Origin of the sequence: Bifidobacterium asteroides (genome assembly GCF_019469425.1) — a bacterium.
GTDB classification, from domain to species: Bacteria; Actinomycetota; Actinomycetes; order Actinomycetales; family Bifidobacteriaceae; genus Bombiscardovia; species Bombiscardovia asteroides_I.
This window is the reverse complement of the sequence record NZ_CP048272.1, coordinates 897,660-913,867: the sequence shown is the minus strand read 5'-3', so window position 1 is coordinate 913,867 and position 16,208 is coordinate 897,660. Positions and strand designations below refer to the sequence as shown.

General features: G+C 63.7%; 14 protein-coding genes. 3 read left to right on the top strand and 11 right to left on the bottom strand.

All coding sequences use genetic code 11. The features are described from left to right. From recA to GYM67_RS03480, 6 genes are all read right to left on the bottom strand, one after another. Positions 1–1,155: a recombinase RecA gene (recA, locus tag GYM67_RS03505; protein ID WP_220237143.1), complete on the bottom strand. Its 1,155-nt coding sequence runs from the start codon at positions 1,153–1,155 to the stop codon at positions 1–3. Between the two features lie 228 nt (positions 1,156–1,383). Continuing rightward, on the bottom strand, positions 1,384–1,617 hold the full coding sequence (locus GYM67_RS03500) for a DUF3046 domain-containing protein (protein WP_024627845.1): 234 nt from the start codon (positions 1,615–1,617) through the stop codon (positions 1,384–1,386). 145 nt (positions 1,618–1,762) lie between these two features. Then, a complete protein-coding gene (locus tag GYM67_RS03495; protein ID WP_220237390.1) occupies positions 1,763–2,260 on the bottom strand; it encodes a helix-turn-helix domain-containing protein in 498 nt (165 codons plus the stop codon). A gap of 290 nt (positions 2,261–2,550) precedes the next feature. Continuing rightward, on the bottom strand, positions 2,551–3,120 hold the full coding sequence (locus GYM67_RS03490; RefSeq protein WP_220237142.1) for a CinA family protein: 570 nt from the start codon (positions 3,118–3,120) through the stop codon (positions 2,551–2,553). Then, positions 3,117–3,722, bottom strand: coding sequence for a CDP-diacylglycerol--glycerol-3-phosphate 3-phosphatidyltransferase (gene pgsA / locus GYM67_RS03485; protein WP_220237141.1), 606 nt, complete (start codon positions 3,720–3,722; stop codon positions 3,117–3,119). The genes GYM67_RS03490 and pgsA overlap by 4 nt, the downstream gene beginning before the upstream one ends. 107 nt (positions 3,723–3,829) lie before the next feature. Next, complete coding sequence (locus GYM67_RS03480) at positions 3,830–6,553, bottom strand: FtsK/SpoIIIE family DNA translocase (protein WP_220237140.1); 2,724 nt, start codon at positions 6,551–6,553, stop codon at positions 3,830–3,832. Between the two features lie 100 nt (positions 6,554–6,653). Here GYM67_RS03480 and GYM67_RS03475 point away from each other — a divergent pair, with 100 nt between their 5' ends. Beyond that, a complete protein-coding gene (locus GYM67_RS03475; protein ID WP_220237139.1) occupies positions 6,654–7,385 on the top strand; it encodes a Fic family protein in 732 nt (243 codons plus the stop codon). Positions 7,386–7,395: 10 nt separating this feature from the next. On the opposite strand, the gene GYM67_RS03470 is transcribed toward GYM67_RS03475, so the two are convergent. Genes GYM67_RS03470 through miaB form a run of 3 tightly spaced genes read right to left on the bottom strand, consistent with a single transcriptional unit; the run spans position 7,396 to position 10,385 of the window. Then, positions 7,396–7,917 (bottom strand): MerR family transcriptional regulator, encoded by a 522-nt coding sequence (locus GYM67_RS03470; RefSeq protein ID WP_258561565.1) that lies wholly within the window; start codon positions 7,915–7,917, stop codon positions 7,396–7,398. A gap of 34 nt (positions 7,918–7,951) precedes the next feature. After that, positions 7,952–8,980 carry a tRNA (adenosine(37)-N6)-dimethylallyltransferase MiaA gene (gene miaA, locus GYM67_RS03465; protein WP_220237138.1) on the bottom strand — a complete coding sequence of 343 codons (1,029 nt, stop codon included), beginning with the start codon at positions 8,978–8,980 and terminating at the stop codon, positions 7,952–7,954. Beyond that, positions 8,967–10,385: a tRNA (N6-isopentenyl adenosine(37)-C2)-methylthiotransferase MiaB gene (gene miaB, locus GYM67_RS03460; protein WP_258561564.1), complete on the bottom strand. Its 1,419-nt coding sequence runs from the start codon at positions 10,383–10,385 to the stop codon at positions 8,967–8,969. The genes miaA and miaB overlap by 14 nt, the downstream gene beginning before the upstream one ends. A gap of 133 nt (positions 10,386–10,518) precedes the next feature. Between miaB and GYM67_RS03455 the strand changes: the two genes are divergently transcribed. Next, positions 10,519–11,229, top strand: coding sequence for a GTP pyrophosphokinase (locus tag GYM67_RS03455; protein WP_396020002.1), 711 nt, complete (start codon positions 10,519–10,521; stop codon positions 11,227–11,229). A gap of 120 nt (positions 11,230–11,349) precedes the next feature. Here GYM67_RS03455 and GYM67_RS03450 read toward each other — a convergent pair whose 3' ends face one another. Further along, positions 11,350–12,189 carry an aldo/keto reductase gene (locus GYM67_RS03450; protein WP_220237135.1) on the bottom strand — a complete coding sequence of 280 codons (840 nt, stop codon included), beginning with the start codon at positions 12,187–12,189 and terminating at the stop codon, positions 11,350–11,352. Positions 12,190–12,561: 372 nt separating this feature from the next. Here GYM67_RS03450 and GYM67_RS03445 point away from each other — a divergent pair, with 372 nt between their 5' ends. Beyond that, positions 12,562–13,365, top strand: coding sequence for a Bax inhibitor-1/YccA family protein (locus GYM67_RS03445; RefSeq protein WP_220237134.1), 804 nt, complete (start codon positions 12,562–12,564; stop codon positions 13,363–13,365). A gap of 47 nt (positions 13,366–13,412) precedes the next feature. On the opposite strand, the gene acnA is transcribed toward GYM67_RS03445, so the two are convergent. Next, entirely contained in the window at positions 13,413–16,142 is a 2,730-nt protein-coding gene (acnA, locus tag GYM67_RS03440) for an aconitate hydratase AcnA (RefSeq protein WP_220237133.1), read from the bottom strand. Between the last annotated feature and the right edge of the window lie 66 nt (positions 16,143–16,208).

Below are 16,208 nucleotides of genomic sequence, written 5' to 3'. Positions count from 1 at the left end.
TCATGCGGCCTGGGCAGTGGGCACAGTGTTGTTGATGTCGACAGGAGCCGAGTCGTCTTTCTTGCTGCCTTGAGCAGCATCAGCTTGATCGACCTTGTTGTCCTCGGAGGGGGCGGGAATAAGGCCGAAAGCAACCTTGACCTTATCCTCAATCTCCTTGGTCAGGCCGGGGTTATCCTTGAGGAACTGACGAACGTTCTCCCTGCCCTGACCCAGCTGATCGCCCTCGTAGGTGAACCAGGATCCCGACTTCTTGACGATGTTGGTCTGCAGGGCCATATCCAGAACCGAACCCTCCTTGGAGATGCCCTCCCCGTAGAGAATGTCGAATTCAGCAATCTTGAAGGGCGGAGCCATCTTGTTCTTGACCACTTTGACCTTGGTGCGGTTGCCCACCGCCTCGTCGCCGTTCTTCAGGGTCTGGATACGGCGGATGTCCAGGCGGACCGAGGCGTAGAACTTCAGTGCCTTGCCGCCGGTGGTGGTCTCCGGGCTGCCGAAGAAGACGCCGATCTTCTCCCTGAGCTGGTTGATGAAGATGGCCGTGGTGTTGGCCTGTGACAGGGCGCCGGTCATCTTGCGCAGGGCCTGGCTCATCAGCCGGGCCTGCAGACCCACGTGGCTGTCGCCCATGTCGCCCTCGATCTCGGCCTTGGGGACCAAGGCGGCCACCGAATCGATGACGATTACATCCAAGGCGCCCGACCGGATCAGCATGTCGGCGATCTCCAGCGCCTGCTCGCCGTTGTCCGGCTGGGAGACGATCAGGGAGTCCGTGTCTACGCCCAGCTTCTTGGCGTACTCAGGATCCAGAGCGTGCTCGGCATCGATGAAGGCAGCCACTCCACCACCGGCCTGTGCATTGGCTACCGCATGCAGCGCCAAGGTGGTCTTGCCCGAGGATTCTGGACCGTAAATCTCAACGATGCGGCCACGGGGCAGTCCACCAATGCCCAGGGCCATGTCCAAGGCCAGGGACCCGGTGGGAATGACCTCCACATCCTGGGTGGGCTTGTCGCCCAGACGCATGGCCGAACCCTTGCCGAAGCTCTTCTCCACCTGCGCGAGGGCCGTGTTCAAGGCTGCCTGGCGACGGGGGTCGACCCCGCCCTCCTCTTCCTTCTTCGCCTTGCCACTGTTGCTCTGACGTGCCATATGGCTCTCCTTCTTCGTAACCGACCTTACGGTGACGACACCCTGATTGACGACCTCACGATTGACAGCCTATCCGCCGTCGGAGCCCGTCTGCGGTCCCGGCGCCCGATGTGGTCGAACGTGCCGATGGTCACCGGACCATAAGCATCAGTATACCTGACAATGCGAACAAATGTTCGAAAATCACCCGGAATACGTCATGAATTCGCGGAGGATAAAACCCGCTGATCAGGCTGCCGGCAAGGGCGGTGCATTGTGGTCCTTCCCCCAGCGGCGGGAGTCGGGGATCTCCATCTGATCGCAGAGGACATTCCAAACCACGCGCGGCTCCACGCCCGCATCCAGGGCCTCTATTACGGTCATGGCATCCAGGGCGGTCAGCCTCTGGTCACGGGCCAGACTGCGCCCGTAGACCCGGCCGAAGACCTCCTCCAGCAGCTGCCAGAATTCCCGCTCACGCACCAGACATCACCTTTCGTCCAAGACCCACCCTGTCACACACCTTCTACGGCTGCAACCGACAGTTGGCAGAAGAGGGCGCCTGGTTCCTCAGAACCGGACGCCCTCAAGAACGATCCGCCGGATCCTCCAACCGGACCAGACATGTTTACTCCTGAGTGGACTCCAGATAGTCCGCCACCATCCGCAGGGTCTGCGGCACACCCAGGCCCAGCGCGTCGGCGATGGAGCTCAGCAGTTCAGAACTGGCCTCCTTCTGGCCGCGTTCCACCTCGGACAGGTAGCCCAGGGACACGCCGGCCTTCTCGCTGACCTCACGCAGGGTCTTGTGATCATTGGTCCTCAGCTCGCGCAGCACGTGGCCCAGGGCCTCGCGCAGGGAGACGGTGTGGGGGACGGCCCGGCCATCGCTGGCGGAGGCTGCCCGCTGACGGCTGGCCTCCATGCCGTCCTCCTCCATCCACATCTTGTTCAGATTGGCCTGGCGCTCCTCCTTGGCCTTCTTGGCGGCCTTGGCGCGGATAACCTGTTGCTGGGCGAAGACGACGGCACGACGCTGGGCAGGTGTCAGATCACGAACCCGTGCATTGCGCTCCACTCCGGGTGCAGCCGGCTTGACATCATAGGTATCGTTGGTTCGAGTCATCACGGTCTCGGTGCTGGCCATAGCAGCCCCTTTCGCCATTATCGTGTTCAACTTCTTACACATTGACCAACAGACGAGCCAGTAGATTATTCCAGGGGAGGAACCCGAAATGCTTGCTTTGTGACCAAGGTCACGTATGCGCAAGAAAGAAATCAGGGAACATGAGGGATGGCTCAATACAGGCACCCTCTTGCTTTGGCCTGCCGACTACAGCATTCCGCAGGCAGAAGGTTCGACATCGACTTGCGGAAGCCGTAAAAACCGTAAAAGCGACTGACCGCATCAGGCCGTCAGCCCCGCGAGCGCAAGGCCCGATCCAGCTGTTCCAGAATCCGCATGACCGTCCCCCGGCGCACCTGTTCCCGATCGCCATCCAGATGCAGCTCATAGGCATAAGTCCGGTAGACATGGGACTGAAGGCCAGTCTCTATACGTCGACCCATCACCCGGGCGGGCAGAGCCAGACCGATGTAGACCAGCCCAGCAGGATCACCCCCATCAGGACCAGGCCCAGCCACACCTGTAGTGGCCATGCCTATAACAGTATCTTCGTGCCCCGGCCTGGTGTAAAGCCTGGCCGTGCCCTCGGCCATCTCCTGGGCAACCCGGGGATGGACTGCGCCCTGGGTGGCCAGCAGATCCTGGTCCACTTTGAGGATGGCTGCCTTGGCGGCGATGTCATAGGTGACGGCCGAGCCCAGAAAGACGTCTGACGCCCCGGGAATCCTGACGAAAGCATCGGCCAGCAGTCCCCCGGTCAGCGATTCGGCTGCAGCCAGCAACAGGCCAGAATCACGGCAGGTGTCGATGATCCGTCCAGCCAGGTCGTCGCAGCGGGCCTGCACGCTCTTGCCGATCATCGCCGCATCCCTATCAGGTATTCTGCCCCCGAGTAGAGGCAGAGGGCCAGGGCCACCAGGATGACCACACGGGTTGTCACCAGGTACCAGGGCCAAACAGGCGACAGGGGCACCATGAGCATACCCAGACCGATGCACTCAAACAGGGTCTTGTACTTGCCAGCCCGGGAGGCGGCGATGACCTGGCCCTGCTTGTTGATGACCAGGACCCGCAGCAGGGTGATGCCCAGTTCCCGCACTAGGAAGAGCAGGGTGATCCACCACCAGAGCTCGCCGAAGACGGATGCCACAATCAGCGCTGAGCAGATCAGCAGCTTGTCGGCAATGGGATCCATGAGCTTGCCCAGTTCGGTCACCTGGTTGTATCGGCGGGCCAGCCACCCGTCAAGCTTGTCGGTCGAGGCGGCGAGGATGAAGAGCACTGCGGCGGTCCACCGCATGCCAGGTCTGCGCTCGCCCCAAGGACCGGCCATCAGATCCAGAGCGATGAAGATCAGGACCAGGAGGATACGGGTGTAGGTGACCAGATTTGGGGGAGAATTCCATCCTTCGAGAAGCCTACGCCTCTCACGACCGGTCTCTGACTCGGCATGCTCCTGCATTGCCACTCCTTATACGCGATACTCGTGCGCTCGGGCCGTCCAACAATACATGCCGGGCGGCAGTTTCATCATAACGGTAGACCAGACCCGGCTCATCGGGCCGATGTTCAGCCCTGCGCTTGCTCATCGGGGGCAGGATCCATGGAGGTGGCGTCGCCTCGGATGAAGGCCAGGGCCTGCTGCAGCTGCGGCGGCTGAATGAGCACCTCGCGGGCCTTGGAGCCCTCCGACGGCCCTACGATTCCCCTCGACTCCAGCAGGTCCATCAGCCTCCCTGCCCTGGCGAAACCCACACGCAGTTTGCGCTGGAGCATGGAGGTGGATCCGAACTGGGTGGTCACCACCAGCTCGGCCGCCTGGAGCAGCTCGTCCATGTCGTCGCCGATCTCCTCCTGAATCTCGTTCTTGTGGTCGGCCTTGTCGGCCATCTGCTCGATGTCTTCGCGGTAATGGGGTTTGCGCTGGGTGCGCACATAATCCACCGCCTTGCGGATCTCGGACTCGGAGACCCAGGCTCCCTGGACGCGGGTGGGCTTGGCCTGCCCCATGGGCAGGAAGAGGGCATCGCCCTGGCCGATCAGGGTCTCGGCGCCAGTGGCATCCAGAATGACTCGGGAATCCGTCGAGGAGGATGTGGCAAAGGCCAGTCTGGAGGGGATGTTGGCTTTGATCAGACCGGTGACCACGTCCACCGAGGGCCGCTGTGTGGCCAGGACCAAGTGCACGCCGGCCGCACGTGCCAGCTGGGTGATCCGCTGGATGGAGCTCTCCACGTCGTTCTTGGCCACCATCATCAGGTCGGCCATCTCGTCGACCACCACGACCAGGTATGGATAAGGCGCCACCTTGCGGTTGGAGCCGGCCGGTGCGTGGACCTTGCCCTCGCGCACGGCCTTGTTGAAGTCCTTGATGTGCCGGAATCCGAAGAACTGCAGGTCGTCGTAGCGGGCATCCATCTCCTTGACCACCCACTCCAGGGCCTGGGCGGCCTTCTTGGGCTCGGTGATGATGGGCGTGAGCAGGTGAGGAATGCCAGCATAGGCACTCAGCTCCACGCGCTTGGGATCCACCATGATCAGGCGGACCTGTTCTGGCGTGGCCCGCATAATCAGCGAAACTAGCATGGAGTTGATGAAACTGGACTTGCCCGAACCCGTAGCGCCGGCCACCAGCAGGTGGGGCATCTTGGTCAGGTCGGCGGTCACATAGTGGCCTTCCACATCCTTGCCCACGGCGGTCATCATGGGGTTGTCGTCCTGCTTGGCCTTGTCGGAGCGCAGCACGTCGCCCAGGTGGACGATCTCGCGGTCCACATTGGGAATCTCGATGCCGATGGCCGACTTGCCGGGGATAGGAGACAGGATGCGAACGTCCGAACTGGCCACCGCGTAGGCGATGTTGCGCTGAAGATTGGTGACCTTCTCCACTTTGACGCCCGGCCCCAACTCCACCTCGTACTGGGTGACCGAGGGGCCACGCAGGAAGCCCACCACCTTGGCGTCCACATCGAACTGCTGGAAGGTTGACTGCAAGGCCTTGATGACTGCGTCGTTGGCTGAGGTCCTGACCGCGTGAGGCTTCCCCTTGACCAGCAGGTCCGTGCTGGGCAGCACATAGGGCCGGCTCTCGTCCACCTGGCGGTCATCGGAGGAGCTTGACGCGTCGGTACCCTGTGCTCCCGCACCCTGGGCTCCGGCTGTCTGGCTCCCTGCTCCCGAAGCGGGCTGGCCATCCATCTGCACGGTGTCGGCTGCTGCTGCGGCGGCGGCCCAGGGGTCCGAGGCCCCCACGCCGGACAGCGCGGCCGGATCCACCTTGGGGTGCCCATGCTCCCTGGCATCCAGCAGAGCAGCCGTGGCCGGGGCCTCCACCGCGGGCATGTTCTGCGTGGACACGTGATCAGACTCGGCACCCTGCGCCGACTGATCACTCTGGTCAGCACCCTCCAGCGAGGCCGCCTGGGAGAAGGGCTCGTCAGCCTCGTAACGCTCAAGATGGGTGTCCGTGTCCTTGCCGATGCGGCCATGCAGCAAGCGACTAAGCCAGCCAACCACCCCGTTCCTGCCGGAGTTCTGGGTATCCTCCTGGTCCGGCTCCTGGTGGGTGGGCACGCCGGGCTCCAGGGGCAGGGTGTCATCGCCCAGTCTGACCTCGTTGGGGGCGGTCTGCGGCGAAGCCGAGCTGGAGTCATGGGTCCTCTTGCCGCGCAGCCAGGCCATGAGGTCACTCATATGGAATCTAAAGGTGATGAAGAGACCGAAAATGGCCACAAGAACAAAGATGACTACGGCGAAGACCTTGGACAGCCCCCAGGCCAGAGGCGACCCCAGAAAGAACCCCAGAAGGCCGCCTGAGTCACTGATGGCCTTCATGTCAAAGCCGCGATAATCCGAGGCCATGAGCACGTCCAGAATGGAGCAGACCGACCAGAGCACCACCATGAGTCCGCCCACCACAGGCAGGTTGCCGGCCTCGCGCCCGGTGTAGCAGACCAGCCGGAAGGCCGCAAAGAGCAGAACCACCGGCAGGATGATGCTGCAGAGTCCCAGAACGCCCGCAGCCAGGGCATGCAGCCCCCGCCCCAGAAAGCCGTTCACGCGGAACCATTCGCTGGCGCAGAAAAGCACGGCCAGGATGACCAGTACGAAGCAGAGTCCGTCCTTGCGATAGGCGGAGTTGTCGCCGTTTTTGCCGGCCACGGCACGAACCAAGGATCCCATGCCCCGGGGCAGGGCCAGCAAGACCTTATGCCAGAAGGGTTCCGGGTCTTGGCTGTCCTTGGATGCGGTCCGGCCGCGACCGCGTGCGTCTGCTTGCTGCTTACGTGTCATAACCCTTTCAGCCTACCCAGAACCCCGGTCCGCATCGGGTTCTCCGGGTCAGTGTGCACAACTCTTTCAGACGGGGGCCGCCAGGGCTAGCATCGTTGGCATGACACCAGCCGAACGTCAGAGCGCCGTGGCCTTCGCCATGCGCAACCTGCTTCTGGATGACCGTCGGCCCAGTCCTTTGGCTCTTCAGGCGGCCAGCGACTTTATGGCGGGCAGAAGGCAGGCCGAGTCACTGGCCGACCAGGCCCGACGCTTGGAGGCACAGAGCAGTCATAAGAAGGCCAAGGCAGATACCCCGGCGGATGCCCTCTTTCTGCGGAGCATCCTGATCTGTCAGCGGCCTTGGGCGACCGAGGGAGATCTTGAAGAGCTGCGGGACATCCACCGTCGGCTGCTGCCCAGTCTGCCGGAAGGGCGAGTGCTGCGCCGACCCCAATCAGACGACGATGCCAGCCTGTATCCGGCGGCCATGCTGGAGCAGGGTGCGGCAGCCATCGGCCAGGAGCTGGCGGCCGAACGCAATCTGGCCAATCTGGATCGTCCGGTCTTCACGGACCGCCTGGTTCACTATTATGACGAGCTCTCCTATCTGCACCCCTTCGCCGACTGCAACGGCATGACTCTGCGCATCTTCCTCTCACGCTTGTCCCACGATGCAGGCTGGGACCTGGATTGGGGACGGGCTGATCCGGCCGCCCACCGCCGGGCCATCCAGCGAGCGCTCCGAGGCAAGACCGATGATCTGCAGGTCCTGATTGCGGGCATAGTCCGCCCGGTCAACCCAACTCGAATATTCCTGATCGCCGGATGGGACCAGGGCCCAGCCCACTGAGTCGGCAGCTTCAGCCCGGCAGCCGCTCGTTGCCGCTACGCTTGGCGGCCTCGATAATCTGGGCACTCTGACTGATTAGTTGTGTTGCACCAGCCTGGTCGTGGTCGCGGATGCGCCCCCAGTATTTTATTTTGAGCTGCACATACCGTTTCCGTGCGCGCAGGTCGGCCATCCGCTGGTCCAGCCGCTGTTCCTGCTCGTCCAGGAGTTCGATCTGCCGTCCGGCGGCCTCGGATCCCGCCGCGCGGTTGCCCAGATACTCCCGCATGTGCTCCAGGGACATGCCCGTGGCGCTCAGGCAGGAGATGGTCTCCAGCAGGTCCAGATCCTCCTGGTTGTAGCAGCGGTGGCCGCTTGAGGGATCCCTGGCGATGGGCGGAATGATGCCGATGGTCTCGTAGTAGCGCAGGGTAGTCTCCGGCATCCCTGACATGAGCGAGGCCTGGCGAATGGTGTACCAGGGCCCGGATTCCTGGTCGGCCTGGGTTTGGGCGGTCTGGGTTTCAGCCTGGGGCTGCATGATGGTGGTCATACCCATCCAGCCTAGGAACTTCAAGTACTTGAAGTCAAAGCGCTCCCAGATGGTGTCTGGTCACCCTTCCCTGGTCTGAAAGGTCGGCCTGGGCATCCGCCTGGTCGAAGCAGCCTTGGTCGGCCTGGTCCACCAAGTCCAGGGCCTGCTGAGCCAAGTCCGGGGCCAGGGCATTCAGCCAGTGGATACGCGGATCCCGGCCGAACCAGCCCATCTGCTTGCGGGCCAGGCGCTTGGTCTTCTGCGCTATCAGCTCGAAGGCGGCATCCAGGTCGGTGCGGCCGTCCAGGTAGTCCAGAATCTGCTGATAGCCCAGGGCACGGGAAGCCGTGGGCCCCAGGCGGTTTCGCAGCCCGCTCACCTCGTCAACAAGCCCCCGGTCGCGCATGGCCTGGGTGCGCTGGTCGATCCTGCGGTCCAGCTCCTCCCGGGGCAGGTCCAGTCCCAACTGCAGGGCGGGCATCAGGTAGCGATATCGGGGCAGACTGGCCGAGTAGGGCCGTCCAGTGATGTCCATGACCTCCAGGGCCCGCACGGTCCTGCGCACATTCCGAGGATCCATCCGGGCCGCAGCCTCCGGGTCCCGCTCCTGCAGCTCGCGGAAGAGCAGCCCGGGGCCCTCCTCTTGGGCCAACTCCTCCAGCCTGGCCCTGACCGACGGGTCAGTGCCAGGGAAGGACAGGCCATCAATGACAGCCCGGGTATAGAGCCCGGAGCCGCCCACAAGGATTGGCCTGATTCCTCGCGTCCGGAGGTCGGCTATCAGGGACCGGGCCATGGCCTGGAAGCGGGCCACGCTCATGGCCTCCTCCGGCTCGATGATGTCGATCAGGTGGTGGATCACCGCCTGCCGCTCCCCTACCGAAGGCTTGGCCGTGCCCACATCCATCCCCCGGTACATCTGGTAGGCATCGGCATTGACGATATGAGCCGTCTGCCCGCGCGCCTCAAAAGCCTGTGCTAGGGCCACTCCCAGGGCGGTCTTGCCCGAGGCTGTGGGACCCACGATGGAGACGATGCGGGGTCCCTCCCCGGCGGGCTGCTCTGGTTCAGCGGATGTCATAAACCTGTCCTGCCTGCGGATCCGGGTCAGCGATCAAATAGTGGGGCCCTGCCTGGGTGACGGTGCAGGTGACCAGGTCGCCGGGCTTTGGCGCAGGCATTCCCTTAGGCACGCCGACGTGGACCAGTACCCCGGTGCGCTCATGCCCGGTCACCCGGTGGGTGCTGCCGTCATGCCGGCCGTGCCCGTCGCCGATGAGCACCTCCACGTCTTTGCCCGTGAAGGCCTTCATCTGCTCCATGGTGATGGACTCCTGCAGGGTATGCAGACGCTCGAACCGGTCCTGGACCACGGCCTTAGGAAGCTGGGTCATGCGCGCGGCAGGTGTGCCGGGCCTAGGCGAATACTCGAAGATGTAGGCCGACGAGAAGCGCGCCCGGCGCATCGTATCCATAGTGGCCTGGAAATCCTCCTCGGTTTCCCCTGGGAATCCCACGATGATGTCGGTGGTGATCTGGGCATCGGGCATGGCGGCCCGCACCTTGTCGAGTATCTTCAGAAAGCGTTGGGACCGGTAGGAGCGCCGCATGGCCCTCAGGATCCGGTCGGAGCCCGACTGCAGGGGCATGTGCAGCTGGTGCATGACCGTGGGAGTCTCGGCCATGGCCGCAATCACATCGTCGGTAAAGGCAGCTGGATGGGGCGAGGTGAAGCGGATCCGCTCCAGCCCGGGCACCCGGCCGCAGGCGCGCAGGAGTCGGGCGAAGGCGTAGCGGTCCCCCGTCGACCAGCCGTAGGAGTTGACGTTCTGCCCCAGCAGGGTCACCTGGCGGGCTCCGGAGCCCACACAGTCCCGGACCTCGTGCAGGATGTCGTCCATGGACCGGTCCCGCTCCCGACCGCGCACCGAGGGCACGATGCAAAAAGTGCAGGTGTTGTTGCAGCCGACCGATATGGACACCCAGGCCTGCGAGCGCGAGGCCCTGACCTCCGGCAGTCGCCCGGGCAGATTCCGCAACTCCTCCGAGACCCCCACCTGGGGCCGCCCGTCCTCGCGGGCCTTATCCAGCAGGCCGGGCAACGAGCGGATGTCCCTGGTGCCGAAGACCGCATCCACCCAGGGCGCCGCCCTCACAATCCGCTCCCGATCCTTCTGGGCCATGCAGCCGCCCACGGCGATGCGCGTGTCGGGCTTGTGCTGCTTGAACCGGTGCCAGCGCCCGATGGTCCCGTACATGCGCTCGGTGGCGTTGTCGCGCACGGCGCAGGTGTTGAGCACCATCACGTCCACCTCGTGTGCGCGAACCTGCTCGGGCGTGGCCTGCTGGTAGCCGTGGTCTTGCAGCACCCCGGCAATTCGCTCGGAATCGTGCTCGTTCATCTGACAGCCCAGGGTCCGCACATAGTAGACGCCCCTGCTGCCCTTACGCTGAGCGGTCATGCTCATGCCCTCGCCTGCTTCCATAAGCCATGATTGTATGCGCAGGTCGGGTCCCGCGGCCATCGGGGCCTGTGCGTACCATGAGTCATGGTTACGAACGGCGGCATGGGAGGTTCATGTGATACTCGACCGTAACAGTGCCATGAGCGCATCCGAAATGAAGCAACGGCTGTCAGACTTGGACGAAAGGGACCGCCCCAAGCTGAATATCGACGAGATAACGGAATTCGTCAATCTCATGCAGACCTACGAGGGGGCCATGTACGAGATTTCGACCAAGCTGGACGTGCTGGACACCGAGTTCCAGGTCAGGTTCAGCCACAACCCCATCCATCACATGGAGCGCCGGCTCAAGAGCGTGGACTCGCTGATCGGCAAGCTGCACCGCAAGAACCTGCCCGTCACCATCGCCTCGGTGCGCGATCACATCTTCGATGTGGCCGGCGTGCGTGTCATCTGCAACTACCGGGACGACGTCTACTCGGTCTCCCGCTATCTCTCCGACCAATCGGACATCCAGGTGCTGAGGGTCAAGGACTACATCCGCAATCCCAAGATGAACGGCTACCGCAGCCTGCACGTCATCTATGCCGTGCCTGTCTTCCTGACCTCGGGCCCCCACTACACGCCGGTCGAGGTTCAGTTCCGCACCATCGCCATGGACTACTGGGCCTCCCTGGAGCACCAGTTGCGCTACAAGTCCGACCTACCCGACGCCCGCCTGGCCGAGCATTCGCAGACCCTGCTGGACTGCGCCCGCTCCCTGCAGAACATCGAGGTGCAGATGCAGTCCATCCACCGCGACATCTCAGGTTCGCCCCAGGAGCAGGATTCCGACGACGAAGCCATCAGCGGCAATACCGATTAACTGAATCCTCACAGATCCTTTACCATAGGAACCAGGCCAGGTGGAAGGGTTGGGGCTTCCGCCAGGTCCCAGGAGGTGGCCCTGCCTTCAAGGTCGGGTCTCCTCCTGTACCACCATCCCTCAGAAGTCAAAATTGTCGGGATCCGCGCCAGTGCGTTCATCCCTGTTCATGGCGGCGATGGCCTGCATGTCCTCGTCGCTCAGCTCGAAGTCGAAGACCTGCGCGTTCTGCTCAATCCTGTCCTTGTGGGTGGACTTGGGGATGACGATGACCCCGCGCTGCAGATGCCAGCGCAGCACGATCTGTGCCGGTGAGCGGTCGTAGCGCTCGGCCATGGCCTTGAGCCTGGGGTCGGCCAGCAGGTTGCCGCCGGTGCCGCCCAGGGGGCTGTAGGCCTCCACATCCACACGCAGGGTGCCGTGGCAGTAGTCGATCAGGTCGCCGTTGACGAACTGGGGCGAGGACTCAATCTGGTCGACCGCCGGCTTGGTGCCACTGATAGTGTGCAGCTCGTCCAGGTGGTGCTTCTGGAAGTTGCAGACCCCAATGGCCCGCACGCGCCGCTGGGTGTAGAGCTCCTCCATGTCCTCCCAGGCCTGCTGCCAGCCCTGGGCGGGCCAGTGGATCAGGTAGAGGTCCAGGTAGTCCACGCCCAGCCGGTCCAGGCTCTCCTTGAAGGCTTCCTTGGCCCGCCCAGCGCGGATGTCCTCATTCCAGAGCTTGGTAGTCAGGAAGACATCCCGCCGGTCAACCCCGGAGCGGCGCAGGCCCTCCCCCACGGACTGTTCGTTGCCGTAGATCATGGCGGTGTCGATGTGGCGGTAGCCCGCCTGCAGGGCCCAGGTGACGGCCTGGCTGGTGGCCTCGCCATCAGGTGTTTGGAAGACCCCGAGCCCCAGCTGGGGAATGCTGACCCCATTGTTGAGGGTGATGACGGTGTCGGTGACGTTTCCGGTCATATAGGCATACTCCTTGCCGGCCGATCAGAGGCCGTAACGTGTTGCCTGTTCATTCTATCTGCCAGGCAAGATGGGCCGAACCAGCGATAACGGCTTTTTGACAGATGTCGATGCACGAAACCGTGCTTGGGCATGTTCTTCATGCATCCGGCCTCCTGCCGGGCCAGCCCGACAGGGCTGAGCGCCGCAGAGGCTCATACCCCTTAAATCGTGCAACACACAATCAGAAAGAGGCAACCGCAACGGCGGGGTGTAGGCAAGGAACCACCCCGCCATTGCGGCCAGAGCAAACACCCTTTATACAGCCAGCCCGCCATGTAGACTTGAATAAGATAACTATCCGCCACAGGCGGGAACGACAAGGAGGAGCAGATGGCTTTCAACGGGAATCCGCGGCCGCAGGCCCCATACAGTCAGTACGCGCAGCAGCCGATGCCGACCATGCAGGGCGGTGAGCCCTACAGCATGGGCTCGCCCATCGACGCCAACGCGGCATACAGCTTTGAAAAGGCGGAGCGGGTCTCAATGTCCCGCGCTTATGCGGAGATGGCCGTCGGCCTGCTGGTCACCGCCCTGACGGCCTATCTGACCGCCCGGACCGGACTGCTCCTGGCTTTCATGCAGGCCACGGGCACCCTGGGCTGGATCGGCATGGCCGTGGTCCAGGTGGCCTTCGCCATGATTCTGAGCGCCCGGATCATGCGTATGCGCACCTCCACCGCCCGGGTCATGTTTTACCTCTATGCGGCCCTGATGGGCTTCACTTTGAGCACCATCTTCATAACCTACTCACTGCCGTCCATCATGCTGACCCTGGTGATCAGCGCAGGCTTCTTCTTCGTTCTGAGCATGCTGGGGCTGACCACCCGGCGGAATATGCTGGGCATGGGGTCCATCTTCATGGCCGGCCTGCTCATGCTGATCCTGGTCCAGCTGGTCATGCTCTTCGTGGCCCCTTCGAACACGGCCCTGCGCGTGGTCTCGGCCATCGGCATCATCCTCTTCGCCGGGCTGACCATGTACGACGCCCAGCAGACCAGGGTCATCTTCGCCACCTACCGCAGCCAGGGGCCGGAGGCCATCAAGCGGGTCTCCATCCTCTGCGCCCTCAACCTCTACCTGGACTTCGTCAACCTCTTCCTCTACATCCTGAATCTGGTCGGCGACCGGAACTGACGAAAAAATCCCGCCCCGGCATCGGGGGCGGGATTTTTTATATCTTTTCAGGCATCCTGGTCGACCCTGGCCAGCAGACCACGCAGCACGTACTGAAGGATGCCGCCGTTGCGGTAGTACTCGGCCTCGCCAGGGGTGTCGATGCGCACCTTGGCCGCAAACTCCACCCTGCTGCCGTCGGGCCGCTGGGCACACACCTGGACCTGCTCAGGCAGGGAGCTGTTCAGCGCATCGACGCCAATCAGGTCATAGGTCTCCTGACCATCCAGCCCCAGGCTCTGGGCCGACTGACCTGCAGGAAACTCCAGCGGCAGCACGCCCATGCCGATCAGGTTGCTGCGGTGGATGCGCTCGAAGGACCTGGCGATGACGGCCCGCACGCCCAGCATTCGGGTGCCCTTGGCCGCCCAGTCCCTTGAGGAGCCCGTGCCGTACTCGCTGCCGGCCAGCACCACCAGGGGCGTGCCCTGCCTGGCATAGTCCTGCGCAGCATCGAAGATGGTCGTCTCCTGGCCGTTCAGGAAGTCGTAGGTGAACCCTCCCGGGCGCACATTCAGCCCCACCGAGGCCAGCAGCTGGTTGCGCAGGCGGATGTTGCCGAAGGTGCCCCGGACCATGACCTCATGGTTGCCACGCCGGGATCCGTAGGAGTTGAAATCCCTGGGGGCTATGCCATGCTCCTGCAGGTAACGGCCGGCCGGTGCATCGGCCTTGATGGCCCCTGCGGGCGAGATGTGGTCAGTAGTGACCGAATCCCCCAGCATGGCCAGCACCCGGGCCCCGTGGATGTCCTCCAGGGGGTCGGGCTGAGCCTTCATGCCGTCGAAGAAGGTCTGACGACGGATGTAGGTGGAATCCTGGCTCCAGTGGAAGAGCTCGCCTTCCGGCACCTCCAGCTTCCGCCAGCGCTCATCCCCGCCGAAGACATCCGCATAGTCGCGCAGGTACATGTCCCGGTCCAGGGCGGTACCCACCACAGACTCGATAGCCTTCTGGGAGGGCCAGATGTCCGCCAGCATGATCGGGTTGCCCTGGCTGTCCTGACCCAGGGGGTCGCGCCAGGGGTCGAAGTCCATGATGCCGGCCAGGGCGTACGCCACGACCAGGGGCGGCGAGGCCAGGTAGTTCATCTTCACATCCGGGCTGATGCGGCCCTCAAAGTTCCTGTTGCCCGAGAGCACGGCCGTCACCGTCAGGTCATGATCAGCGATGGCCTGGTGGATTGCCGGGTCCAGGGGGCCGGAGTTGCCGATGCATGTGGTGCAGCCGTAGCCGACCAGCTCGAAGCCCAAGGCGTCCAGGTCCTTGCTCAGGCCGGTCCGGTTCAGATAGTCCGTCACTACCTGGGAGCCGGGAGCCAGCGAGGTCTTGACCCAGGGCTTGGGCTTGAGGCCCCGGGCGCGCGCCTGACGGGCCAGCAGACCGGCGGCCACCATGACCGAAGGGTTGGAGGTGTTGGTGCATGAGGTGATGGCCGCGATGACCACATCCCCGTCGCGCAGGCTGAACTCGCTGCCGTCGGCCTCCTTGACCGGCACAGCCTCGCCGTTGCCCCTGCCCTGATCGCTGTAATCCTTAAGGTCCCGTTGGAAGGTCTTCTGGGCCTGGTCCAGCGGGATGCGGTCCTGAGGGCGCCTGGGACCTGCAATGGATGGACGCACCGTAGACAAATCAAGCTCCAGCACCTGCGAATACTCGGGCTCCGGGCAGTCGGCATCCTCCGGGTCCATCCACAGGCCGTTGGCCTTGGCATAGGCCTCCACCAGACGCACATGGTCGTCACTGCGGCCGGTCAGACGCAGGTAGTCCAGGGTGATTTGGTCGATGGGGAAGATGGCGCAGGTGGAACCGAATTCAGGGCTCATGTTGCCCAGGGTGGCCCGGTTGGCCAGGGGGACTTGGGCCAGGCCCTTGCCGTGGAACTCCACGAACCGGCCCACCACGCCCACCTCGCGCAGCATCTGGGTCACGGTCAGCACCACGTCGGTGGCGGTGACCCCTTCGGCAATGGATCCGGTCAGCTTGAAGCCCACGACCTGGGGCACCAGCATGGAGATGGGCTGGCCCAGCATGGCCGCCTCGGCCTCGATGCCGCCTACGCCCCAGCCCAGCACACCCAAGCCGTTGACCATGGTGGTGTGGGAGTCGGTGCCCACGCAGGAGTCCGGGTAGACCAGGGCCGGCCCCTCCCCCTGGGTCCTGTCCCTGCGCATGACCACCTGGGCCAGGTATTCCAGGTTGACCTGGTGGATGATGCCGGTCCCCGGGGGCACCACGCCGAAGTTTTGGAAGGCCTGCTGGCTCCAGCGCAGGAAGCGGTAGCGCTCACTGTTGCGCTGGTATTCCAGATCCATGTTGTGTTCCAGGGCACCGGGCACGCCCGAGCTGTCCACCTGAACGGAGTGGTCGATGACCATCTGCGCGGGGATGAGCGGGTTGACCAGGGAGGGGTCGGCGCCCAGGGCCTTGACGGCATCGCGCATGGTGGCCAGGTCGACCATGCAGGGTACGCCGGTGAAGTCCTGCATGAGCACCCGGGCGGGGGTGAATTGGATCTCCCTGCTGGACTGGGCCTTGGGGTCCCAGTCCAACAGTTGATCCAGCTGGTCCCGGGTCACCGTGGTTCCGTTCTGGTGCCGCAGCAGATTTTCGGCCAGGATGCGCAGACTGTAGGGCAGGTGGTCGATTCCCGGCAGGTCACTGATCCGGTAGTATTCGAACTCCTCGGAACCTACCTTGAGCTCGGAACGAACGGCATCTTGTGCGGATTCTGACATGCACCACCCCTTCCCTGGACGCTCAGGCGCCGGCCCTTGCGCCCACGTGGACCGGCGGCAGGAGGA

Coding starts and splice junctions, on each gene's coding strand:
- GYM67_RS03490 (WP_220237142.1), bottom strand. CDS start 3,120: ATGATCGGCAAGAGCGTGCAGGCCCGCTGCGACGACCTGGCTGGACGG.
- miaA (WP_220237138.1), bottom strand. CDS start 8,980: ATGACATCCGCTGAACCAGAGCAGCCCGCCGGGGAGGGACCCCGCATC.
- pgsA (WP_220237141.1), bottom strand. CDS start 3,722: ATGCAGGAGCATGCCGAGTCAGAGACCGGTCGTGAGAGGCGTAGGCTT.
- GYM67_RS03450 (WP_220237135.1), bottom strand. CDS start 12,189: ATGACCGGAAACGTCACCGACACCGTCATCACCCTCAACAATGGGGTC.
- GYM67_RS03455 (WP_396020002.1), top strand. CDS start 10,519: ATGAAGCAACGGCTGTCAGACTTGGACGAAAGGGACCGCCCCAAGCTG.
- acnA (WP_220237133.1), bottom strand. CDS start 16,142: ATGTCAGAATCCGCACAAGATGCCGTTCGTTCCGAGCTCAAGGTAGGT.
- GYM67_RS03445 (WP_220237134.1), top strand. CDS start 12,562: ATGGCTTTCAACGGGAATCCGCGGCCGCAGGCCCCATACAGTCAGTAC.
- GYM67_RS03480 (WP_220237140.1), bottom strand. CDS start 6,553: ATGACACGTAAGCAGCAAGCAGACGCACGCGGTCGCGGCCGGACCGCA.
- recA (WP_220237143.1), bottom strand. CDS start 1,155: ATGGCACGTCAGAGCAACAGTGGCAAGGCGAAGAAGGAAGAGGAGGGC.
- GYM67_RS03475 (WP_220237139.1), top strand. CDS start 6,654: ATGACACCAGCCGAACGTCAGAGCGCCGTGGCCTTCGCCATGCGCAAC.
- GYM67_RS03495 (WP_220237390.1), bottom strand. CDS start 2,260: ATGACTCGAACCAACGATACCTATGATGTCAAGCCGGCTGCACCCGGA.
- miaB (WP_258561564.1), bottom strand. CDS start 10,385: ATGGAAGCAGGCGAGGGCATGAGCATGACCGCTCAGCGTAAGGGCAGC.
- GYM67_RS03470 (WP_258561565.1), bottom strand. CDS start 7,917: ATGACCACCATCATGCAGCCCCAGGCTGAAACCCAGACCGCCCAAACC.